The sequence below is a fragment of the Stenotrophomonas sp. 22385 genome (assembly GCF_052045085.1).
GTDB lineage: Bacteria > Pseudomonadota > Gammaproteobacteria > Xanthomonadales > Xanthomonadaceae > Stenotrophomonas.
This window is the reverse complement of record NZ_JBQEOG010000010.1, coordinates 72,769-88,883: the sequence shown is the minus strand read 5'-3', so window position 1 is coordinate 88,883 and position 16,115 is coordinate 72,769. Positions and strand designations below refer to the sequence as shown.

General features: G+C 67.6%; 18 protein-coding genes. 7 read left to right on the top strand and 11 right to left on the bottom strand.

Annotated elements, in window-relative coordinates:
* Positions 1-15: 15 nt before the first annotated feature.
* From ACTJI4_RS16940 to ACTJI4_RS16930, 3 genes are all read right to left on the bottom strand, one after another.
* A complete protein-coding gene (locus ACTJI4_RS16940; protein WP_392920434.1) occupies positions 16-420 on the bottom strand; it encodes a hypothetical protein in 405 nt (134 codons plus the stop codon).
* Between the two features lie 114 nt (positions 421-534).
* Positions 535-876, bottom strand: a complete 342-nt coding sequence (locus ACTJI4_RS16935) for a hypothetical protein (protein ID WP_102944410.1) — start codon at positions 874-876, stop codon at positions 535-537.
* A gap of 124 nt (positions 877-1,000) precedes the next feature.
* The gene (locus tag ACTJI4_RS16930; RefSeq protein WP_392920430.1) at positions 1,001-2,176 is read right to left on the bottom strand and encodes a thiolase family protein; all 1,176 of its coding nucleotides are present in this window, start codon (positions 2,174-2,176) and stop codon (positions 1,001-1,003) included.
* A 179-nt stretch (positions 2,177-2,355) separates the two neighbouring features.
* Here ACTJI4_RS16930 and ACTJI4_RS16925 point away from each other — a divergent pair, with 179 nt between their 5' ends.
* Positions 2,356-5,199 (top strand): S8 family serine peptidase, encoded by a 2,844-nt coding sequence (locus tag ACTJI4_RS16925; protein ID WP_392920426.1) that lies wholly within the window; start codon positions 2,356-2,358, stop codon positions 5,197-5,199.
* 70 nt (positions 5,200-5,269) lie between these two features.
* On the opposite strand, the gene ACTJI4_RS16920 is transcribed toward ACTJI4_RS16925, so the two are convergent.
* Complete coding sequence (locus tag ACTJI4_RS16920; protein ID WP_392920423.1) at positions 5,270-6,367, bottom strand: Glu/Leu/Phe/Val dehydrogenase dimerization domain-containing protein; 1,098 nt, start codon at positions 6,365-6,367, stop codon at positions 5,270-5,272.
* A 257-nt stretch (positions 6,368-6,624) separates the two neighbouring features.
* Here ACTJI4_RS16920 and ACTJI4_RS16915 point away from each other — a divergent pair, with 257 nt between their 5' ends.
* A complete protein-coding gene (locus tag ACTJI4_RS16915) occupies positions 6,625-7,764 on the top strand; it encodes an HDOD domain-containing protein (protein ID WP_440870019.1) in 1,140 nt (379 codons plus the stop codon).
* A gap of 23 nt (positions 7,765-7,787) precedes the next feature.
* On the opposite strand, the gene ACTJI4_RS16910 is transcribed toward ACTJI4_RS16915, so the two are convergent.
* The 3 genes from ACTJI4_RS16910 to ACTJI4_RS16900 all read right to left on the bottom strand — a co-directional run bounded on the left by ACTJI4_RS16910 (position 7,788) and on the right by ACTJI4_RS16900 (position 10,715).
* Positions 7,788-9,368, bottom strand: a complete 1,581-nt coding sequence (locus ACTJI4_RS16910) for a phospholipase D family protein (protein ID WP_440870018.1) — start codon at positions 9,366-9,368, stop codon at positions 7,788-7,790.
* Positions 9,369-9,423: 55 nt separating this feature from the next.
* Positions 9,424-10,134 carry an rRNA pseudouridine synthase gene (locus ACTJI4_RS16905; protein ID WP_392920414.1) on the bottom strand — a complete coding sequence of 237 codons (711 nt, stop codon included), beginning with the start codon at positions 10,132-10,134 and terminating at the stop codon, positions 9,424-9,426.
* An 83-nt stretch (positions 10,135-10,217) separates the two neighbouring features.
* Complete coding sequence (locus ACTJI4_RS16900; protein WP_392920411.1) at positions 10,218-10,715, bottom strand: YgjP-like metallopeptidase domain-containing protein; 498 nt, start codon at positions 10,713-10,715, stop codon at positions 10,218-10,220.
* 72 nt (positions 10,716-10,787) lie between these two features.
* Between ACTJI4_RS16900 and ACTJI4_RS16895 the strand changes: the two genes are divergently transcribed.
* Both ACTJI4_RS16895 and ACTJI4_RS16890 read left to right on the top strand, forming a co-directional pair.
* Entirely contained in the window at positions 10,788-11,348 is a 561-nt protein-coding gene (locus ACTJI4_RS16895; protein ID WP_440870017.1) for a DUF2058 domain-containing protein, read from the top strand.
* A 109-nt stretch (positions 11,349-11,457) separates the two neighbouring features.
* Positions 11,458-11,724 (top strand): DksA/TraR family C4-type zinc finger protein, encoded by a 267-nt coding sequence (locus tag ACTJI4_RS16890; protein ID WP_392920405.1) that lies wholly within the window; start codon positions 11,458-11,460, stop codon positions 11,722-11,724.
* Positions 11,725-11,766: 42 nt separating this feature from the next.
* On the opposite strand, the gene ACTJI4_RS16885 is transcribed toward ACTJI4_RS16890, so the two are convergent.
* Positions 11,767-12,348 (bottom strand): mechanosensitive ion channel domain-containing protein, encoded by a 582-nt coding sequence (locus ACTJI4_RS16885; protein WP_440870016.1) that lies wholly within the window; start codon positions 12,346-12,348, stop codon positions 11,767-11,769.
* A gap of 92 nt (positions 12,349-12,440) precedes the next feature.
* Between ACTJI4_RS16885 and ACTJI4_RS16880 the strand changes: the two genes are divergently transcribed.
* From ACTJI4_RS16880 to ACTJI4_RS16870, 3 genes are read left to right on the top strand one after another with little or no spacing between them, the layout of a single operon-like run.
* Positions 12,441-13,025: an RNA polymerase sigma factor gene (locus tag ACTJI4_RS16880; RefSeq protein WP_440870015.1), complete on the top strand. Its 585-nt coding sequence runs from the start codon at positions 12,441-12,443 to the stop codon at positions 13,023-13,025.
* Positions 13,022-13,522 (top strand): hypothetical protein, encoded by a 501-nt coding sequence (locus tag ACTJI4_RS16875; RefSeq protein WP_392920393.1) that lies wholly within the window; start codon positions 13,022-13,024, stop codon positions 13,520-13,522. The genes ACTJI4_RS16880 and ACTJI4_RS16875 overlap by 4 nt, the downstream gene beginning before the upstream one ends.
* Positions 13,523-13,533: 11 nt before the next feature.
* Positions 13,534-14,418 carry a DUF4097 family beta strand repeat-containing protein gene (locus ACTJI4_RS16870; RefSeq protein WP_440870014.1) on the top strand — a complete coding sequence of 295 codons (885 nt, stop codon included), beginning with the start codon at positions 13,534-13,536 and terminating at the stop codon, positions 14,416-14,418.
* A gap of 46 nt (positions 14,419-14,464) precedes the next feature.
* Here the strand turns inward: ACTJI4_RS16870 and ACTJI4_RS16865 are convergent, their stop codons facing one another.
* The 3 genes from ACTJI4_RS16865 to ACTJI4_RS16855 all read right to left on the bottom strand — a co-directional run.
* On the bottom strand, positions 14,465-14,644 hold the full coding sequence (locus tag ACTJI4_RS16865) for a hypothetical protein (protein WP_068853593.1): 180 nt from the start codon (positions 14,642-14,644) through the stop codon (positions 14,465-14,467).
* Positions 14,645-14,655: 11 nt separating this feature from the next.
* Positions 14,656-14,955: a YkgJ family cysteine cluster protein gene (locus ACTJI4_RS16860; protein WP_392920968.1), complete on the bottom strand. Its 300-nt coding sequence runs from the start codon at positions 14,953-14,955 to the stop codon at positions 14,656-14,658.
* A 283-nt stretch (positions 14,956-15,238) separates the two neighbouring features.
* On the bottom strand, positions 15,239-16,115 hold an 877-nt coding region (locus ACTJI4_RS16855), incomplete at its 5' end, for an Hsp70 family protein (RefSeq protein WP_440870013.1).

Sequence of the window (16,115 nt, the reverse complement as noted above, 5' to 3'; positions counted from 1 at the left end):
GCGCTACGCAACGTCTCAGCGCTTGGCGGCGTCTGCGTTCTGCTTGGCGTCTTCGGCCACGTCGCGCGCCTTGTCAGCCACCTTCTCGGCGGCGTTGGCCGTCGCCTCGCTGGCATGCGCTGCCGCATCGCGCGCGGCAACCTTGGCATCGGCTGCGGCCGCTGCACTGGCGTCGGCGGCACGGTCCAGCGCAGGCTGCACGTCGGCGGCGGCGCGTTCGGAAGCGGCCGCTGCTTCATCGGCGGCATCGCGGGTGGACGCAGCCGCCTTGTCCACGGCGGCACGGGCGGCTTCGCCGGTGCTGTCTGCGGCCTGCGCGGCATCGGCACGCGCCTGTTCGGCTTCCGGGCCCTTGCAGGCCGCCAGGGCCAGCAGCAGCGAGGCGGCCATCAGCGGGGTGGTGATCGAACGAATCTTCATGGCGCTCTCCGTCAGGTCTCAGGGAGGCCGATCGTATTCATCCAGACGTGAAGCCAAAGAAAAAGCCGCTGGCGAACCAGCGGCTTCTTCAGACTTGCTTGAAGAAAGAAGTTATTACTTCTTGGCTTCTTCAGCAGCGTCCTTGGCCTGCTCGGCGGTGGCTTCACCGGCCTTGGCAGCGTCGGCAGCAGCGTCGGCGGTTGCGTCGGTGGCAGCGCCAGCAGCCTGGGCAGCGGCGTCAGCCGAAGCGTCAGCAGCGGTGGTGGCGGTGTCGGCGGCAGCCTGGGCAGCGTCGGCGGTCTGGGCGCCAGCAGCAGCGGCCTGGTCGGCAGCGACCTGGGCGTCGGCAGCAGCTTCGTTGGCCGAAGCGGCGGCGTCAGCAGCCTGCTCCTGCTTCGAGCAGGCGGTCAGAGCCAGGCCCAGGGCCATTGCGATCAGCAGCTTGTTGATGCTCATTTGTGTGAATCCTCGTCGTTAGATTAGGCAACGCGCTATTGCGCGCCCGGCAACATGATGACAAGCCACGTTGGGCTGTCAAGCGATCCCGCATTCAGTTTTGCGAAACGGGTGTTAAAACCAATCAAATCAATTCGATGGCGATGGCCGTTGCTTCCCCGCCACCAATGCACAGTGTAGCAATTCCGCGCTTTGCATCACGCTTGCGCAAGGCATTGACCAGCGTCACCACCAGCCGGGCGCCCGAGGCGCCAATCGGGTGGCCCAGTGCGCAGGCGCCGCCGTTGACGTTGACCTTCGCCGGGTCGAGGCCCAGTTCGCGGATGGGCGCCATGGCGACCACGGCAAATGCCTCGTTGATCTCGAACAGGTCCACCTGGTCCAGGCTCCAGCCGGCCTTGTCCAGCACCTTGTGGATGGCGCCGATCGGGGCCGTGGTGAACCACTCCGGTTCCTGCGAGTGGGTCGCGTGGGCCACGATCCGGGCCAGCGGCTGCACGCCGCGGGCGGCGGCGGCGTCTTCGGCCAGCAGCACCACCGCGGCGGCGCCGTCGGAGATGCTCGACGAGCTGGCCGCGGTGACCGTGCCATCCTTCTTGAAAGCCGGACGCAGGGTCGGGATCTTGGCAACATCCGAACGGCCGGGCTGTTCGTCCTGGGTGTACTCCACCTCGCCCTTGCGACCGGCGACCTTCACGGCGACGATTTCGTCGGCGAAGGCACCGGACGCCTGCGCGGCCTGCGCGCGGCGTACCGATTCGATCGCGTAGGCGTCCTGCTCCTCGCGGCTGAACTGGTACTTGTCCACCGCGCATTCGGCGAATTCGCCCATGGCCTTGCCGTCGTAGGCATTGACCAGGCCGTCGTGAGCCATGTGGTCCACCGCCTGGAAGTTGCCGAAGCGGTTGCCGGTGCGGGAGTTGGGCAGCAGGTGCGGGGCATTGGACATCGACTCCATGCCGCCGGCCACCACGATGCTGGCCGAGCCGGCCTTGATCAGGTCGTGGCCCAGCATGATGGCCTTCATGCCCGACCCGCAGACCTTGTTCAGGGTGGTCGCGCCGGTGGCGTAGGGGATCCCTGCGGCAACCGCAGCCTGGCGGGCCGGGGCCTGGCCCAGGTTGGCCGGCAGCACGCAGCCCATGATCACTTCGGAGACGTCCGCCGCCGGCACGCCGGACTGTTCCAGGGCGGCGGCAATGGCCACGGCACCGAGGGTAGGGGTGGGCACGCCGTTGAACTGGCCGAGGAAGGAGCCGATGGCGGTCCGCTTGGCAGCGGCGATGACAATGTTGGGCATGGCAATCTCGTTATTGCGTGAGCGATTTACGAAAAGGAAACGCTGGGCATGGTATGGCGGCGCGTTTCCCGGCAGACTGCGTGGGGGTGGCCCAGTATAGAGGGTCGGGGTTTGCCACCGGTGCCGGCCGAAACGGCGGGACGCCGCGCGTGGTTTCAATTACGTTTTGGGGAGCAGGGATGAAGCAGGCAATATTCGCCAGGAACATGTTGGCCGGTGCGCTGGCCGTGGCATTGAGCGCTTGTGGGGGCGGCGGCGGTGGCAACACGCGGGGGGACCTTCCGGTGGCGCCGGTTGTTCCGCCGGTCACCCCGCCGGTTGTGACGCCGCCGGTCACGCCACCTCCGGTCAAGCCGACGCAGCCGGCAATCGATGCGCATCTTTCCCTGATCAATGGCAAGGACCGGCAGGGTCTGACCGGCGCGGGGGTCAAGATCGGCGTGGTCGATTCCGGGGTCAACCGGGCTCATCCCACCCTGGCCGGCCGGGTCGTCGCCAGCCACAGCTATGTGAATCCGGGCGCCAACAACCTGGCCGTGGACGACGTGGTCGGGCATGGCACCACGGTGGCGTCGCTGGCCGCGGGCCGCGCCTTCGGCAGCTGGCCAGGTGGCGTTGCCACCGACGCGCAGATCGTGTCGGCGCGCATCATCGCCGACAAGGCTCCGGTCGATGACGGTACCGGCAACGGCAACCAGGTCGATGGCGCGCTCGGTCTCGCCGAGGTGCACCAGGATCTGATCGCCGATGGCGTGAAGGTCATGAACAATTCCTGGGGCGGACTGTACTGGACCAACCCGGCCGCCACCGCCTCCATCGCAGCAGAGTACCGACCCTTCATCACCTCCAACAATGGCCTGGTGGTGTTTGCCACCGGCAACGAAAGCAAGCCGGACCCGTCCAACATGGCCGCGCTGCCGAGTCAGGCCGGTCCGAACGGCTCCCGTCCGGCTGCGGACCTGGAGCGTGGCTGGCTGGCGGTGACCGCGATCAATTCCAGCCAGCCCGACAGCCTGGCGTCCTACGCCAATGCCTGTGGTGTGGCAGCCAGTTATTGCCTGGCCGCGCCAGGCGAAGCGGTGTTCGTCGATCCAAAAAGTACTGCCAGCAGCACGCCCAGCTATCTGTGGGGTGGTGGTACGTCCTATGCGGCGCCCCTCGTTTCCGGCGCGGCCGCGCTGGTCTGGCAGAAATACCCGTATTTCAGCAACGACCAGGTGCGGCAGACCCTGCTTGGCACCGCCACCGACCTGGGCGCGGCCGGGGTGGACAGCGTGTTCGGATACGGCCTGCTCAACGTCGGCAAGGCGATCAACGGCCCTGGCCGGTTTGATTGGGGCGACATGGTGGTGAACGTTCCGGGGTCGTCTTCCCCAAGCGTCTGGAACAACGACATCAGCGGTGCCGGCGGACTGGTGAAGTCCGGCGCGGGTACGCTTGTCCTGGCAGGCAGGAACACCTACACCGGTCAGACCGACATCCGCCAAGGCGCGCTGTCGCTGCGTGGCGGGGCCTCGCTGACGTCCAACGTGCAGGTCCAGGGCGGCGGACTGCAGTTCCGCCCCGGCACCACCCGCATCACCGGCAACGTGGTGAACAACGGCGTGCTTTACCTGTTCGAAGGCGGCATCAATGCGGTCATCGAGGGGAACTACACCAACGAAATCGATGGTTTCTTCAACACCGCACTCGGCGCGCAGGCGCTGCAGGTAACCGGCAAGGCCACGCTCAACGGCGGCGACGTGGTCATCGACCGGGCCGTTGCCGGTTACGTCCCGCAGGACGGTACCCGGCAGGCGCTGATCGTGGCCGGTCAGGGGCTGACGGGTGCCTTCGACAGCTACTCGCATGTCGGCAGCGTGGTGCTGCTGGACGCGACCCTGTCCTACGACGCCAGCACCGCGTGGCTGAACATCAATCGCGTCAATGTCAGCGCGGCGGCGATGTCAGCAGGGCTCAATGCCATCTCGACCGCCTCGGCCCTCCGCGTGGAACAGGCGTTCGACCTGCTCGACACGGGGACCGGCAACGGCGCGCCCGGGTTTGCCGATGCCGCAGGCGATCTGCAGCGGGTACAGGGCCAGGCCGCGCTTGCCGCCAGCCTGGAAAGCCTGTCCGGCAAGGCGCACAGCCTCGCCAATGGCATGACCTTCGACAACCTGGACATGAATCGCCGCGCGCTGTCCACCCGCTTCGATGCCGTGTCCGCCGCGCCGCGCCTTCGCGGCGCGTGGCAGAGTGCCTTGGGCGAAGCCGGTCAGGGCAGCTTTGCCGGCAGTGGCTTCCAGACCCAGGGCTGGATGATGGGCCAGGACATGGCGCTGGGCAGCAACGGCGTCATGGGCTTTGCCTTTGGCGAAACCCGCAGCAACAGCAGCCGCGAGTGGGGCGGCGACAGCGGTCGTGACCGCCAGTCGCAGGCGCAGCTGTACGCGGGCTGGAACAGCGGTGCGGCTTACACGCTGGCGCAGCTGGGCGCCGGCCAGTTCACCCGCGAAATTGACCGGCAGCTGCTGCTGGGCGCGGGGCAGTACGGGGTCAATGCCCGTTACGGCGGCAACTTCAGTACCGCCAGCGTGGAATCGGGCTACCGCTTCGGCGGCGCTGCGGCCTCGTTGACGCCTTACCTGGGAGCGGACTACGCACGCCTGGACAGCGACAGCTTCAGCGAAGACGGCGGTTTTGGCTTCGGCCTTCGCGCCCACAGCCGCGCGTCCAGCCGCAGCCAGGCGCTGGCCGGCCTGCGTGCGGAAACCCGCCTGCGTGGCTGGTCGCTGCGCGGCTACGCCGAATGGCAGCAGACATTGTCCAGCGATGGCCTGGCATTCGATGCCAGCTTCGTTGGCGTGGATGCCTGGGCGCCGGTGGCCGGGCTGCAGCCAGCGCGCTCCGGCGGCCTGTTCGGCCTGTCGGTGCAGTCCTGGCTGACGCGCAACTCGCAGCTCTCGTTCGGCTACGACCAGCGCTTCGGCCCGCGAGGCGACCTGAGCCAGGTCGCGCTGCGGTACGCCGCCGCGTTCTGATCCAGACGCGACAGGCAACAAAAAAGGGCGCGGGATGATCGCGCCCTTTTTCTTCATCTACCCGCTGGCATCAGCCGCCGCGCAGCGTGCCCAGTCGCGGTCGCGCCCGGCCCAGCGGCATCTTCAGCTTGCCGATCGACTGGATGCGGGTTTCGGCGATGCGGTCAGCCGCGCGCTGTGGCGCGATGCCTTCCTGCTGGGACAGCGCGAAGACGCGGCCCAGGTTGTGATAGATGCTGCGGATCAGGCGCATCGCACGCTCGCGGTTGTAACCGTCGATTTCCAGCGATACGTTCATGACCCCGCCTGCGTTGACCGCGTAGTCCGGAGCGTAGAGGATGCCGCGCGCGTGCAGCTCATCGCCGATTTCTGGAGTGGAAAGCTGGTTGTTGGCCGTGCCGCAGACGATCCTGCACTTCAGGCGCGGCACGGTCTGCGCATTGATCGCGCCTTCCAGCGCGCACGGCGCGAATACATCGGCGTTGACATCGTAGATGTCATCGGGCTTGACCGCCTCGGCGCCGTACTCGGTCACCGCACGTTCGACCAGGGCAGCGTCGAGGTCGGTGACAAACAGCTTGGCGCCACGATCCCGCAACAGCTTGACCAGTTCCATGCCGATGTGGCCAAGGCCCTGCACCGCGATGCTCACCTTGCCTACTTCCTCGTGTCCCAGCTTGTGCTGCATGGCCGCCATGAGCGCCTGCAGCGCGCCATAGGCGGTGAACGGGGCAGGATCGCCCGAGCCGCCGTGTACCTGGTGTACGCCGGTGACGTACTCGCTTTCGAGGTAGATGTTCTCCATGTCATTGACATCGGTGCCGACATCCTCGGCGGTGATGTAGCGCCCGCCCAGCGAATCCACGTAACGGCCGAAGGCGCGGAACAACACCTCGGTCTTGTCCCTGCGCGGGTCACCGATGATCACCGCCTTGCCGCCGCCGACATTCAAGCCCGCCAGCGCGTTCTTGTAGGTCATCGTGCGGCTGAGCCGCAGGGCGTCGGCCAGCGCGTCGTCGGTGCTGGCATACGGGCGCATGCGCACGCCGCCGAGCGCCGGGCCCAGCGTGGTGTTGTGAATGGCGATGATGGCCCTCAGACCGGCATCGCGGCTGTGGCAGAACACCACCTGTTCATGGCCGGACGTTTCGAGGGTTTCAAATAACATGGTGACTCCGATGGTGCGAACGGCGGCAAACGCCGGCGAACTTACCAGCAAAAAGAGGGGTGCAAAATAAAAAAAGCGACGTCGTCGGTTCGGCAGGACGGGTCGCGCGGCGCCATTCTAGTGCATTCCGCCGGACGGTGTTGTCAGGGCCGGGTGACCATGACGCGCTAAAGTTGGCCCGTTCCGGGCCGATGCCGTGGCAACGGTGCGCGGTACCGGCAAGCCAGGACGGAACAGGTGGGTGGAGTGGCGACAATGTGGCTGTGGGGCCGCACCAGCAGGGGCGCGGCCCGATGATGGCGATCCTGGCCGGCGCGGCGGGTGTGCTGATCCTGGCGTTTCTGGGCTGGGGACTGTATCGCCGCCCGGCGGGGGCGGGGGCGGCGCAGCCGGTGCCGGGTGCCGCCGGCAGCCGCAGCCGGGCGCAGCCGCAGGCTGCTTCGCCCGCGCCACCGAACGGCGATGGGGGGGAGGTGCTCCAGGCAGGCCTGCATGCGCTGGCGCTGCTGCCGGGCGCCGGCACCGCGCGGGCAACGGGCGTGCAGGACACGGCCCTGCTGGCGGCGGTGACCGCCGCGCTGGACGCGCAGGACTGGTCGGCCCGGCACCTGCCACGCCGGCCGCAGCTCCTGCCGCAGTTGATCCAGACGGTCAACGACAGTGATGCGTCGGCACGCAGCATGGCCTCGATCATTGGCCAGGACGCGGTGTTGACCGGTAACCTGCTGCGCATCGCCAACAGCCCGGTGTACCGGCTGCAGGCCAAGCCGGTGGACAGCCTGCAGCGCGCGGTCACGCTGGTGGGGACCGATGGCATCCGCCAGATCATCAGTGCGGTGCTGGTGCAGCCCGTCATGCAACTGCACAGCGACGCCTTTCCGCAGTTCGGTACCGTGGTCTGGGAGCATGCGTTGCTGGCCTCGCGGGCCGCAGCCGATCACGCCCGCCTGGTGACCCATGAGGACGGATTTGCCGCGCAGTGGATGGGGCTCACCCAGGGCCTGGGCGCGGCCCTGGTGATGCGGCACCTGCTTGACGTGGCCCGCGACCAGGGTGCAGCGCCATCGCCGCCGTTGGCCAGCGCGCTGCTGGATGCGTGGACGCTGCCGGTGGCCAGCCGCATCGCGGCCGCCTGGGAGCTTCCCACGTCGGTGCACGAGGCGCTGCTCCGCGATGCAGACGCCCCCGGCGGTGGACTGGCCGCCAGCCTGCACTTCGCCCGCGCAGCGGCATCGGCCAGCCTGCTGTGCCGGCATGGCCGGATCAGCCAGGCCCAGGCGCTGGCACTGCTGGAGCAGTTGCAGGACACACCCGCGCATGCGCTGCAGTGGATCTGGCGGCGTCTGCATGGGCGCGCCGTGGAAACGCTGGAGGCTGACGAACCGGCCGATGCGTAGAGCCACCGCTTGCGCGGCTGCTTCTAGAGCTGTGATTCCAACGGCAACCAACTGATGACGCGCGCGCTGGCGCGCTGCCAGAATGAGGTGTCGGGCTCTTTGTCCAGCAATGCCGGCGGCTGCTCCGCCCGGTCCAGCCAGCGCACCTGGTCGTCCTGTCCAAGCGTCACCCAGTAGCTCTGCTTTGGATCGGCCAGGCGCAGGTATTCGGCGCGCAGTTGCGCGGCCAGTTCCCGATCATCGAACAGCACGCCCATCTCGGTGTTGAGATACGCAGAACGGGGGTCCAGGTTGAACGAGCCGACGAAACCGCGCTGGTCATCGATCAGGAACGCCTTGGTGTGCAGGCTGGCGCCACTGCTGCCGAACAGGCCACCGCTGCCACCGCCCGCGCCGCGCGAGCGCAGCTCATACAGGTGCACGCCATCGCGCAGCAGGGGAGCGCGGTAATGCATGTAGCCGCTGTGCACGGCGGCCACGTCATTGGCGGCCAGCGAGTTGGTGACTACGCCCACGTAGGCGCCACGCTCCACCATCGCAGCCATTCCGCGCGTGCCTTCCTCGCCCGGCACGAAGTAGGGCGAGATCAACAGTGCTTTACGGCGCGTGGCTTCAAGCTCGCGTACCAGCCGGGTGACCAGCCAGTTGGCGGGGTCGTCGCGGCGGTGCTTCATCGCCGGATCGGACACGATCTCGACGCGTGGCGACCAGTGCAGGGCTACCGCATCGGTGTAGAACGAACGCGCCGCGGGCGAACGCTCGACGCGCTCCAGGTAGGGTCTGGCGGCTTCCAGCTTGGCTTCGTGCGCCGATTCAAGCATCAGCAGGCGCAGCTGGGCCGGGGTGTGGAAGGCCAGCGCGGCCACGGGTACTGCCGCTTCGCTGTTCCAGTATGCATCGAAGATCGTGTTGGCCTGATCAACGGCTTCGCCGGCCACGATCAGGTCCAGGTCGCGGAAGTTCACATCGCTGCGGGCACTGAAGTACTCCTCGCCGATGTTGCGTCCGCCCACGATGGCGACCCGTCCATCGGCTATCCACTGCTTGTTGTGCATGCGGTGGTTGACGCTGAAGAAACGCTGCACCATCTCCACCAGCCGCCACAAGCCGTCGCGGTTGCGGAACGGGTTGTAGAGGCGGATTTCGATGTTGGGGTGCTCATCGAGCGCCATCATCAGGGCATCCTTGTCCTGCGCGTTCATGTCATCCAGCAGCAGACGCACGCGCACGCCGCGCTCGGCCGCCTGGTACAGCTCCTGCGCCATCAGGTGGCCGATCAGGTCGTCCTTCCAGATGTAGTACTGCAGGTCCAGGCTGCGCGCGGCATTCCGGGTGATCACCGCGCGGGCGGCATACGCATCCAGGCCCTCGGACAGGAAGGCAACGCCGGACTGGTCGGGATGCCCAGCCTGCAGGCGCACCACCTCCCGGTCGATCGCACTCTGCGCTGGTTGCAGGGGCAGCACGCTGCTGTGCGGCCCCATGGCCTTGGGGGTGAGATGGTCGCCCAGCAGCAGCCCGCTGAGAACCAGCAGGACCATGATCGCCAGCAGGATGCCCGTGCCCCGCACCAGGCGCCGCCAGAAGGATTTTTGCTTGGTCATGCCGCGATCCTAAGCCGGCCGCGCGTGCACCGCGAGTGCAGGGGCCGCGTGCGGATCAGAAGCGTTCGTCCGGGGCAAGGTAGCGCCACTGGCCCGGGGAAAGCTTGCCCATCGCCACCCGGCCGATGCGCAGGCGGCGCACGCTCACGGCCTCCAGCCCAACCTGCCGGCACATGTCGCGCAGCTGGCCGGGGACCACCGGCTTGATCGCGAAGCGCAGCCGGGTTTCGTTCTGCCAGCTGACCTTGCACGGGGGCAGCGGCCAATTACGGAAGCTCAGGCCGTGGGCCAGCCGCTGCATCCCATACGGCACCAGCTCGCCGCTGACCTCGACCAGGTATTCCTGTTCCAGCGTCGCGCCACGGTCCTTCAGATGCGACACCACCCGGCCGTCCTGGCTGACCACCACCAGGCCGCTGTCTTCGTCGGCCAGCGGCATCACCAGCTGCAGCGCGTGGAAGTGCCGCTGCAGCAGGGCCACGCCGGTGGCATCCAGTTCGCTGCGGCTGTCAGGGGTCACCAGCGCACAGAGTTCATCGGCACGCATGCCGGCCGGCTTGTGCAGCAGCATGCTGACCGTCTCGGCGCGGGTGGCCTCGGCGTTGTCGCGCAGTACCACCTCCTCATCGGTGACCATGGCCTGTGGTTGCTCGACCACCACGCCATTGACGGTGACCCAGCCCCCCTCGATGTAGCGCTGGGCGTCGCCCCGGGAGCAGCCGATCAGGCGGGTCAGGCGTTTGTCGAGTCGGATCGGATCGGTCATCAGGCAGGCAGCACAAAGCGGGACGCGGGCGGGGAGTGTACTGGCTCGGGGCCGGGCCTGCGCGTGACGGGGCCGCGAGCGCGTCAGCCGCTTGCCCGTTCCAGGTGGGTCAGGTACAGGCGCAGGTCGAACTCCAGCTGATGGTAGTCCGCTTCCATGTGCGTGCACAGCTGGTAGAACGCCTTGTTGTGGTCCGATTCCTTCAGGTGCGCCAGTTCGTGCACCACGATCATCTTCAGGAACGGCGCCGGCGCCTCGCGGAACACGCTGGCGATGCGGATCTCGCGGCTGGCCTTGAGCCGACTGCCCTGCACCCGCGACACGGTCGTATGCGTGCCCAGCGCATGCTTGAGCACCTGCAGCCGGCTGTCATAGATCACCTTGGACAGCGGCACTGACTGGCGCAGATAGCGCTCCTTCAGCGCCTGGGTGTAGTCGTACAACTGACGGTCGTTGCGCACCGTGTGCAGCTCGGCGTAGCGGCGTTGCAGCCAAGGTCCCAGGCGGTCGGCAGCGATCAGCTCGCGCACCTGCTGCTGCAGCGCGTCGGGGTAGCCGGCGAGGTACTTCAGGGCAGTCATGCGGCGGTTGGGGAGCAGCGGTGGGGGCAGTATGATGGCCCCTGGAATCCCGCACCAACAGATGCAAAGGCAATGGCGAAGGCAAATCCCCTGCAGGAACAGCTGCTCAAGGCCGGGCTGGTCAAAAAGTCCCAGGTGTCCCAGGCCGCGCGAGAACAGGTGAAGGCCCGCCACGGCAAGGCCCCGGTGGCGCCCACCGACAGCCAGCGCGAGGCCGAGCGCCTGCGGGCGGAAAAAGCCGAGCGCGACCGCGCGCTGGAAGCCGAGCGCAAGGAAAAGAACCGCCTGCAGGAGCTGCAGGCCCAGGTGCGCCAGATCATCGACAGCAACCGGGTCAAGCGCGAAGGCGAAAGCGAGTACCGCTTCAACGACGGCACCCTGATCCGCACGATGCTGGTCAACGAGATGCTGCGCCGCCAACTGGCCGTGGGCAGCCTGGTGATCGTGCGGCTGGGTGAGGGCTTCGAGCTGGTACCGCGTGCGGCCGCCGACAAGATCCGTGAACGCGATCCGGCCGTGATCGTGCTCGATAACGGCAAGGATCGCGCTGCGTCCGCCGAGCCCAGTACCGGCAATGCCGAGGACGATGCCTACTATGCGCAGTTCCAGGTGCCCGACGACCTGATCTGGTGATGCCGGGCTGAACGGTTCACCGCAGGCGGCGGGTGTTCAGCCCGCCGTAAACCGGCGTCGCCCGGCCGGATCTATGCTGGTGGTCCGGCAACGGCATGGGAGATGCGGCATGGCCACAGGTTGGGCAGGCGACGGCGCCGTCCAGGACCAGATCGATGCGACCGTCGATGACGCCATCCAGCGCGCCCGCGCGCAGCTGCGCCAAGGTCCGGGTCTCACCCATTGCGAGGAATGCGGAGCACCGATTCCGGAGGCGCGCCGCCGTGCCGTGCCTGGGGTCCGCCTGTGCGTGCGCTGCCAGGAAGCCGAAGACGCTGCACACCAGGAGGCCGGCACCTACAACCGGCGCGGCAGCAAGGACAGTCAGCTGCGCTGACGGTTCATCCGCAACGACGAACGGTCATCGCCTGTCGGGGGATCAACCGTCGCCCTGGATGCCGCCCGGTGCCTGCGAAGGGTCGCGCCAGCGGCGCACCGTGCGCTGGAAGAACATGTTGTTTGGAATCTGCAGCACCGTGCCCTCGTGGCCACCGTTGTGTTCCTGCAGCGTGGTGTAGATCAGGTTGACGTCGATCACACGCCCTTTCAGTCCAGGCTTCTCGCCGTTCTCCAGCACTTCGATGTAATCGTGCAGCCGGAACGGCCGGGTGGTGAAGATCAGCAGCGTGCAGAAGATGTTGGACAATACGCTCCATGCGGCGAAGAACGCCACTGCGCCCACGGCGGCAAAGCCGGTGAAGGCCGTCCACAGCACGCTGGCCTGCACGCCGATGATCTGCAGCACCACCAGCAGCACGGCGAAATAGACCACGAAGCTGAACACCCGGCGGGCACCCATGATCATTTCCGGCGGCAGCGTGTAGTGCTCGCCGACGCGGCGCAGCAGCCGGCGTGCGACCAGGCGCAGCAGCCAGGCCACCAGCAGGGTCAGCAGGATCTGCAGGGCAGGGACCCCGTAATGCAACCACTCATGGGTCCAGGCGGGCAGAGGCTCTTTCATGGAATACGCGGTTCCTTGCAGCGGTGATCTCGGGGAAGCGCAGTTTACCGTGCGGGTTTAAACCTTTTCGAACGCCGCCGCATCCAAGGGATATGCTCGATACGACCATGTCCGCCCTCCGCACCGCCAACGACGCCGACACCCGCGACGAGTCAGCGTGGGTGCGGGCGGCGGTGGCCGGCGACACCGCCGCCTACGAGCGCATCTACCACCGGCACGCGCCGCGCCTGTATGCGGTGTTGTGGCGGCTGTGCGGCGGTCATGCGGCGCGTGCCGAGGATGCGCTCCAGGAAGCGTTCCTGCAGGCCTGGCGCGCACTGCCCGGGTTCCGCTTCGACAGCAGCCTGGGTACCTGGCTGCACCGGCTGGGGGTGAATGCGGCACTGATGGAGCTTCGCGCCAATGCCGCCCGCGACGCGCGCGACAGCGGCGAAGAAGGTTGGGACCTTCTGGCGGCAGTGCCGGCAGTGGATCGCTGCGCGGGGACCAGCCTGGACCTGGAGCGCGCGCTGGAGACCCTGCCGCCGCGCGCCCGGGCGGTGCTGGTGCTGCACGACATCGAAGGATGGAAACACCAGGAGATTGCCGACCAGCTGCAGATGGCGGTGGGCAGTTCCAAGGCACAGTTGCACCGCGCGCGCGGCCTGTTGCGCGCGCGTCTGGGAGAACCGGCATGAACGACAACCACGACCTCGATTCCGATCTGCAGTCGCGACTGCGCGCGCTGCCTGCCGAACGATTGCCGCCCGCGGATGCCTGGCAGCGGATCGCTGCGCAGCTTCCGCCGCGCGTGGCTGCGCTGCCAGCCTCTGCGCCGGCTGCGCGCGCGCACCGTTGGTCGCTGCGGGTCGGCCTGGGCCTGGCCGCCGCGCTGACGCTGCTGGCCGTGGTGCCCACCTCCACGCCGCCTGCGCCGCGCGCATCGCCCCTGCAGCGGCAGGCCGACGTGATCGCCGCCGAATACCAGCAGGCGATGGCCACGCTGCCCGAGGTGCCGATCGGCGCGGACTGGCAGCCCGCACTGCATGAGCTGGATACCAGTGCCGTTTACATCCGCGCGGCCATCGCCGAAAACCCGCGCTCGGGTTACCTGCTTGCCCAACTGCAGCGCACTTACGCGCTGCGTCTTGAACTTACCCAGCAGGCCGTCACCGCCGCTGGCCTGCCATCCTGAAGGAGAGTTCCATGCGAAATACCCTGCGTTTCACCGCTGCCCTGGCACTGCTGCTGCCATTGGCCGCGCAGGCCGCCACCCGCGTCGACGAGCGCCATCCGCTGGCGGCGGGCGGGCGCGTTGAAGTCAGCAATATCGCCGGCAAGGTCACCGTGCGCGGGTGGGATCGCAATGAAGTGGCGTTGACCGGGAGCATGGCCGATGGCCTGCGCCTGCAGCAGGACAAGAGCACCAACCGGGTGCGTTGGGAGGTGATCTACCCGCGCAATGGCAACAATGGCAGCGCCACGCTGGAACTGCGCGTGCCCCGCTCGGTGGAAGTGCAGCTGGGCTCGGTCAGCGCCGACATCGACGTGGCCGAGGTGGACCTGCGCCGGCTGCAGGCCAACGCGGTGAGCGGCGATATCTCGGCGGCCGGTCGCACTGCCGAAGCCAGCCTCAGTACCGTCAGCGGCGACATCCGCGCACAGGTACAGAGCCAGCGCATGGCGCTGCGAGCGGTCAGCGGCTCGATCCAGGCCGGCGGCGGCATAGCCGGTGAGGTGTCGGCGGAGACAGTGTCGGGCAGCATCCGCCTGGACACAGCGCAGGTGCAGCGCCTGGCCGCCGAAGCAGTGTCGGGCAGCCTCACGGTTGCATCGTCCGGCCTGGCGCCGGGCGGCAAGGTGACATTGCAGACGGTGAGTGGGTCGATCGCATTGCGTTTGCCGGCCAAGGTATCGGCGCGGCTGGCAGTGAAGACCTTCAGTGGCGACATCCAGTCCGATGCCGGCCAGGTAGAACGGCCGCGTTACGGGCCGGGTCGCAGCCTGGACACACGCCTGGGGGGCGGCGACGGCGATATTTCGATCAATGCCCATTCGGGCAACGTGCGGGTGTCTCTGGGCGGCCGCTGAGTGCGGCCCCCGCACCGGCCTGGGGCCGGTGCGGACGGCAGCGGCGTCAGCCGGCCTTTTTCAGCGCCAGGGTATTGCCGAGTACTTCGATCTTGCCGCCGCTCTTGCGGAATGCAGCCAGATCGGCAGCGATGCTGGCGCTGCTCAGTGCGGTATTGGAACCCTGCTTGCGGTCAACGCGAACGGTGTTGCCTGCCTTGGGGGAGGTCTTTGGCGAACGGGCCATGGATGCTCCTGTCATGGGTGTAACGTGGAAAAAATCGTCGACGCATCATGCTGTTGTCGACGGTAGTCCTGCCGCACGCTGCGGCAGTCATCGCCGCCCATCGCAAACTGGCGGCAGATCGCAGGGCGCTGCGAATAAATCGTGCAGCGCAGGTGATAGGGGTCGATCGCGGCGCACCAACCCTCGTCGTTGCGCGCCATCACGGTGCGGCCCGCTTCGTCGGTATCCAGCAGGTAGCCGGGTACCGCATCGTCGGGCATGACAGTGACCGACAGCCGGCAGCAGACCGCGTCGCAGCGGCGGCAGTCGATGGGGTCGGGCTTGGCGATTTCGCCCAATCGAATCTCTCTTGGCGGCTCAGGGATGCTGCGTGCTGGGAACGAGCCGGATCACAGCGATAGACGATCCCAGCGCCACGGACGGATCCGGACGGCGGCGGTATCGGTGAGGATGATGGCCTCGAAGAGGCTGGGTACGACATGCGCATTGCGCATCAACGCGGAAAGATGATAGCGCTTTCGGCGTAACGTTTTGTTAATACCAAGGTTCCACGGGCTGAATCCCTTGCGCCGCAAGGACTTCGGGATTACGGACTCAGCCTGCGGCGGCCAGGGCCAGGCCGTGCACCACGCCGAACGATGGGTTGCCGCGCACCAGCGTGGCGCCGGGGAAGGCAGCCGCCACCGCCGCCTGCAGATAGCCGGCGCGCGACATGCCGCCGGTGAGGAAGATCGCCGCCGGATCGCGCCCGATATCGGCGCGGACCTGTTCCAGCAATCCGGTCAGCTCGCCCAGATAGCTGCCGGCGGCGGCTTCCAGGCGGGACGGGTCAACGTCCACGCCGAGGTCGCGTTCAATGAAGTCCAGTGCGCTTGCATGGGTGGGTGCGCTGCTCAGGGCGATCTTGCAGCGCTCCACCTCGCGGTACAGGCGCGCGGTGTTGCCGGTGTCCTGCAGGGCCTGCAGGCGCTTGCCCCATGGCGCCTCGGCCTCACGGTAGTTGTGCTGGCGGAAATCGCGCTGGCGGGTCATGTCCTGCACCATCGCCGCCTCTACGTAATGGTGTGCCGGCACGCGACTGTGGCCGCGACCGAACAGCGGCATGTACGCGCCCAGGCTCAAGGCGAGGTCGATATCGGTACCGCCGCGCGCGATACCCCAGGCGCGATGGATTTTCGGAGCCTGTACCCCGCCGACCCGCGCATGGGCGACATCGGTGGTGCCGCCGCCGATGTCGACCACCACCGCGTCGTGTTCCTGTGCGCTTTCAGCGTGGTAATGCATCGCTGCGGCGGCGGGCTCCTCAAGGAAATCGACGCTGTCGAAGCCTGCCGCGATGGCGGCGGTATGCAGGATGTCCAGCGCCTGGTCGTTGCCGGCCGCGCCGATTGAGCTGCGGAACTGCACCGGGCGGCCCAGCGTGGGGGGGGGGGGGGGGAGGGGGAGGGGGGGAGAGGGGGGGGAGAGGAGG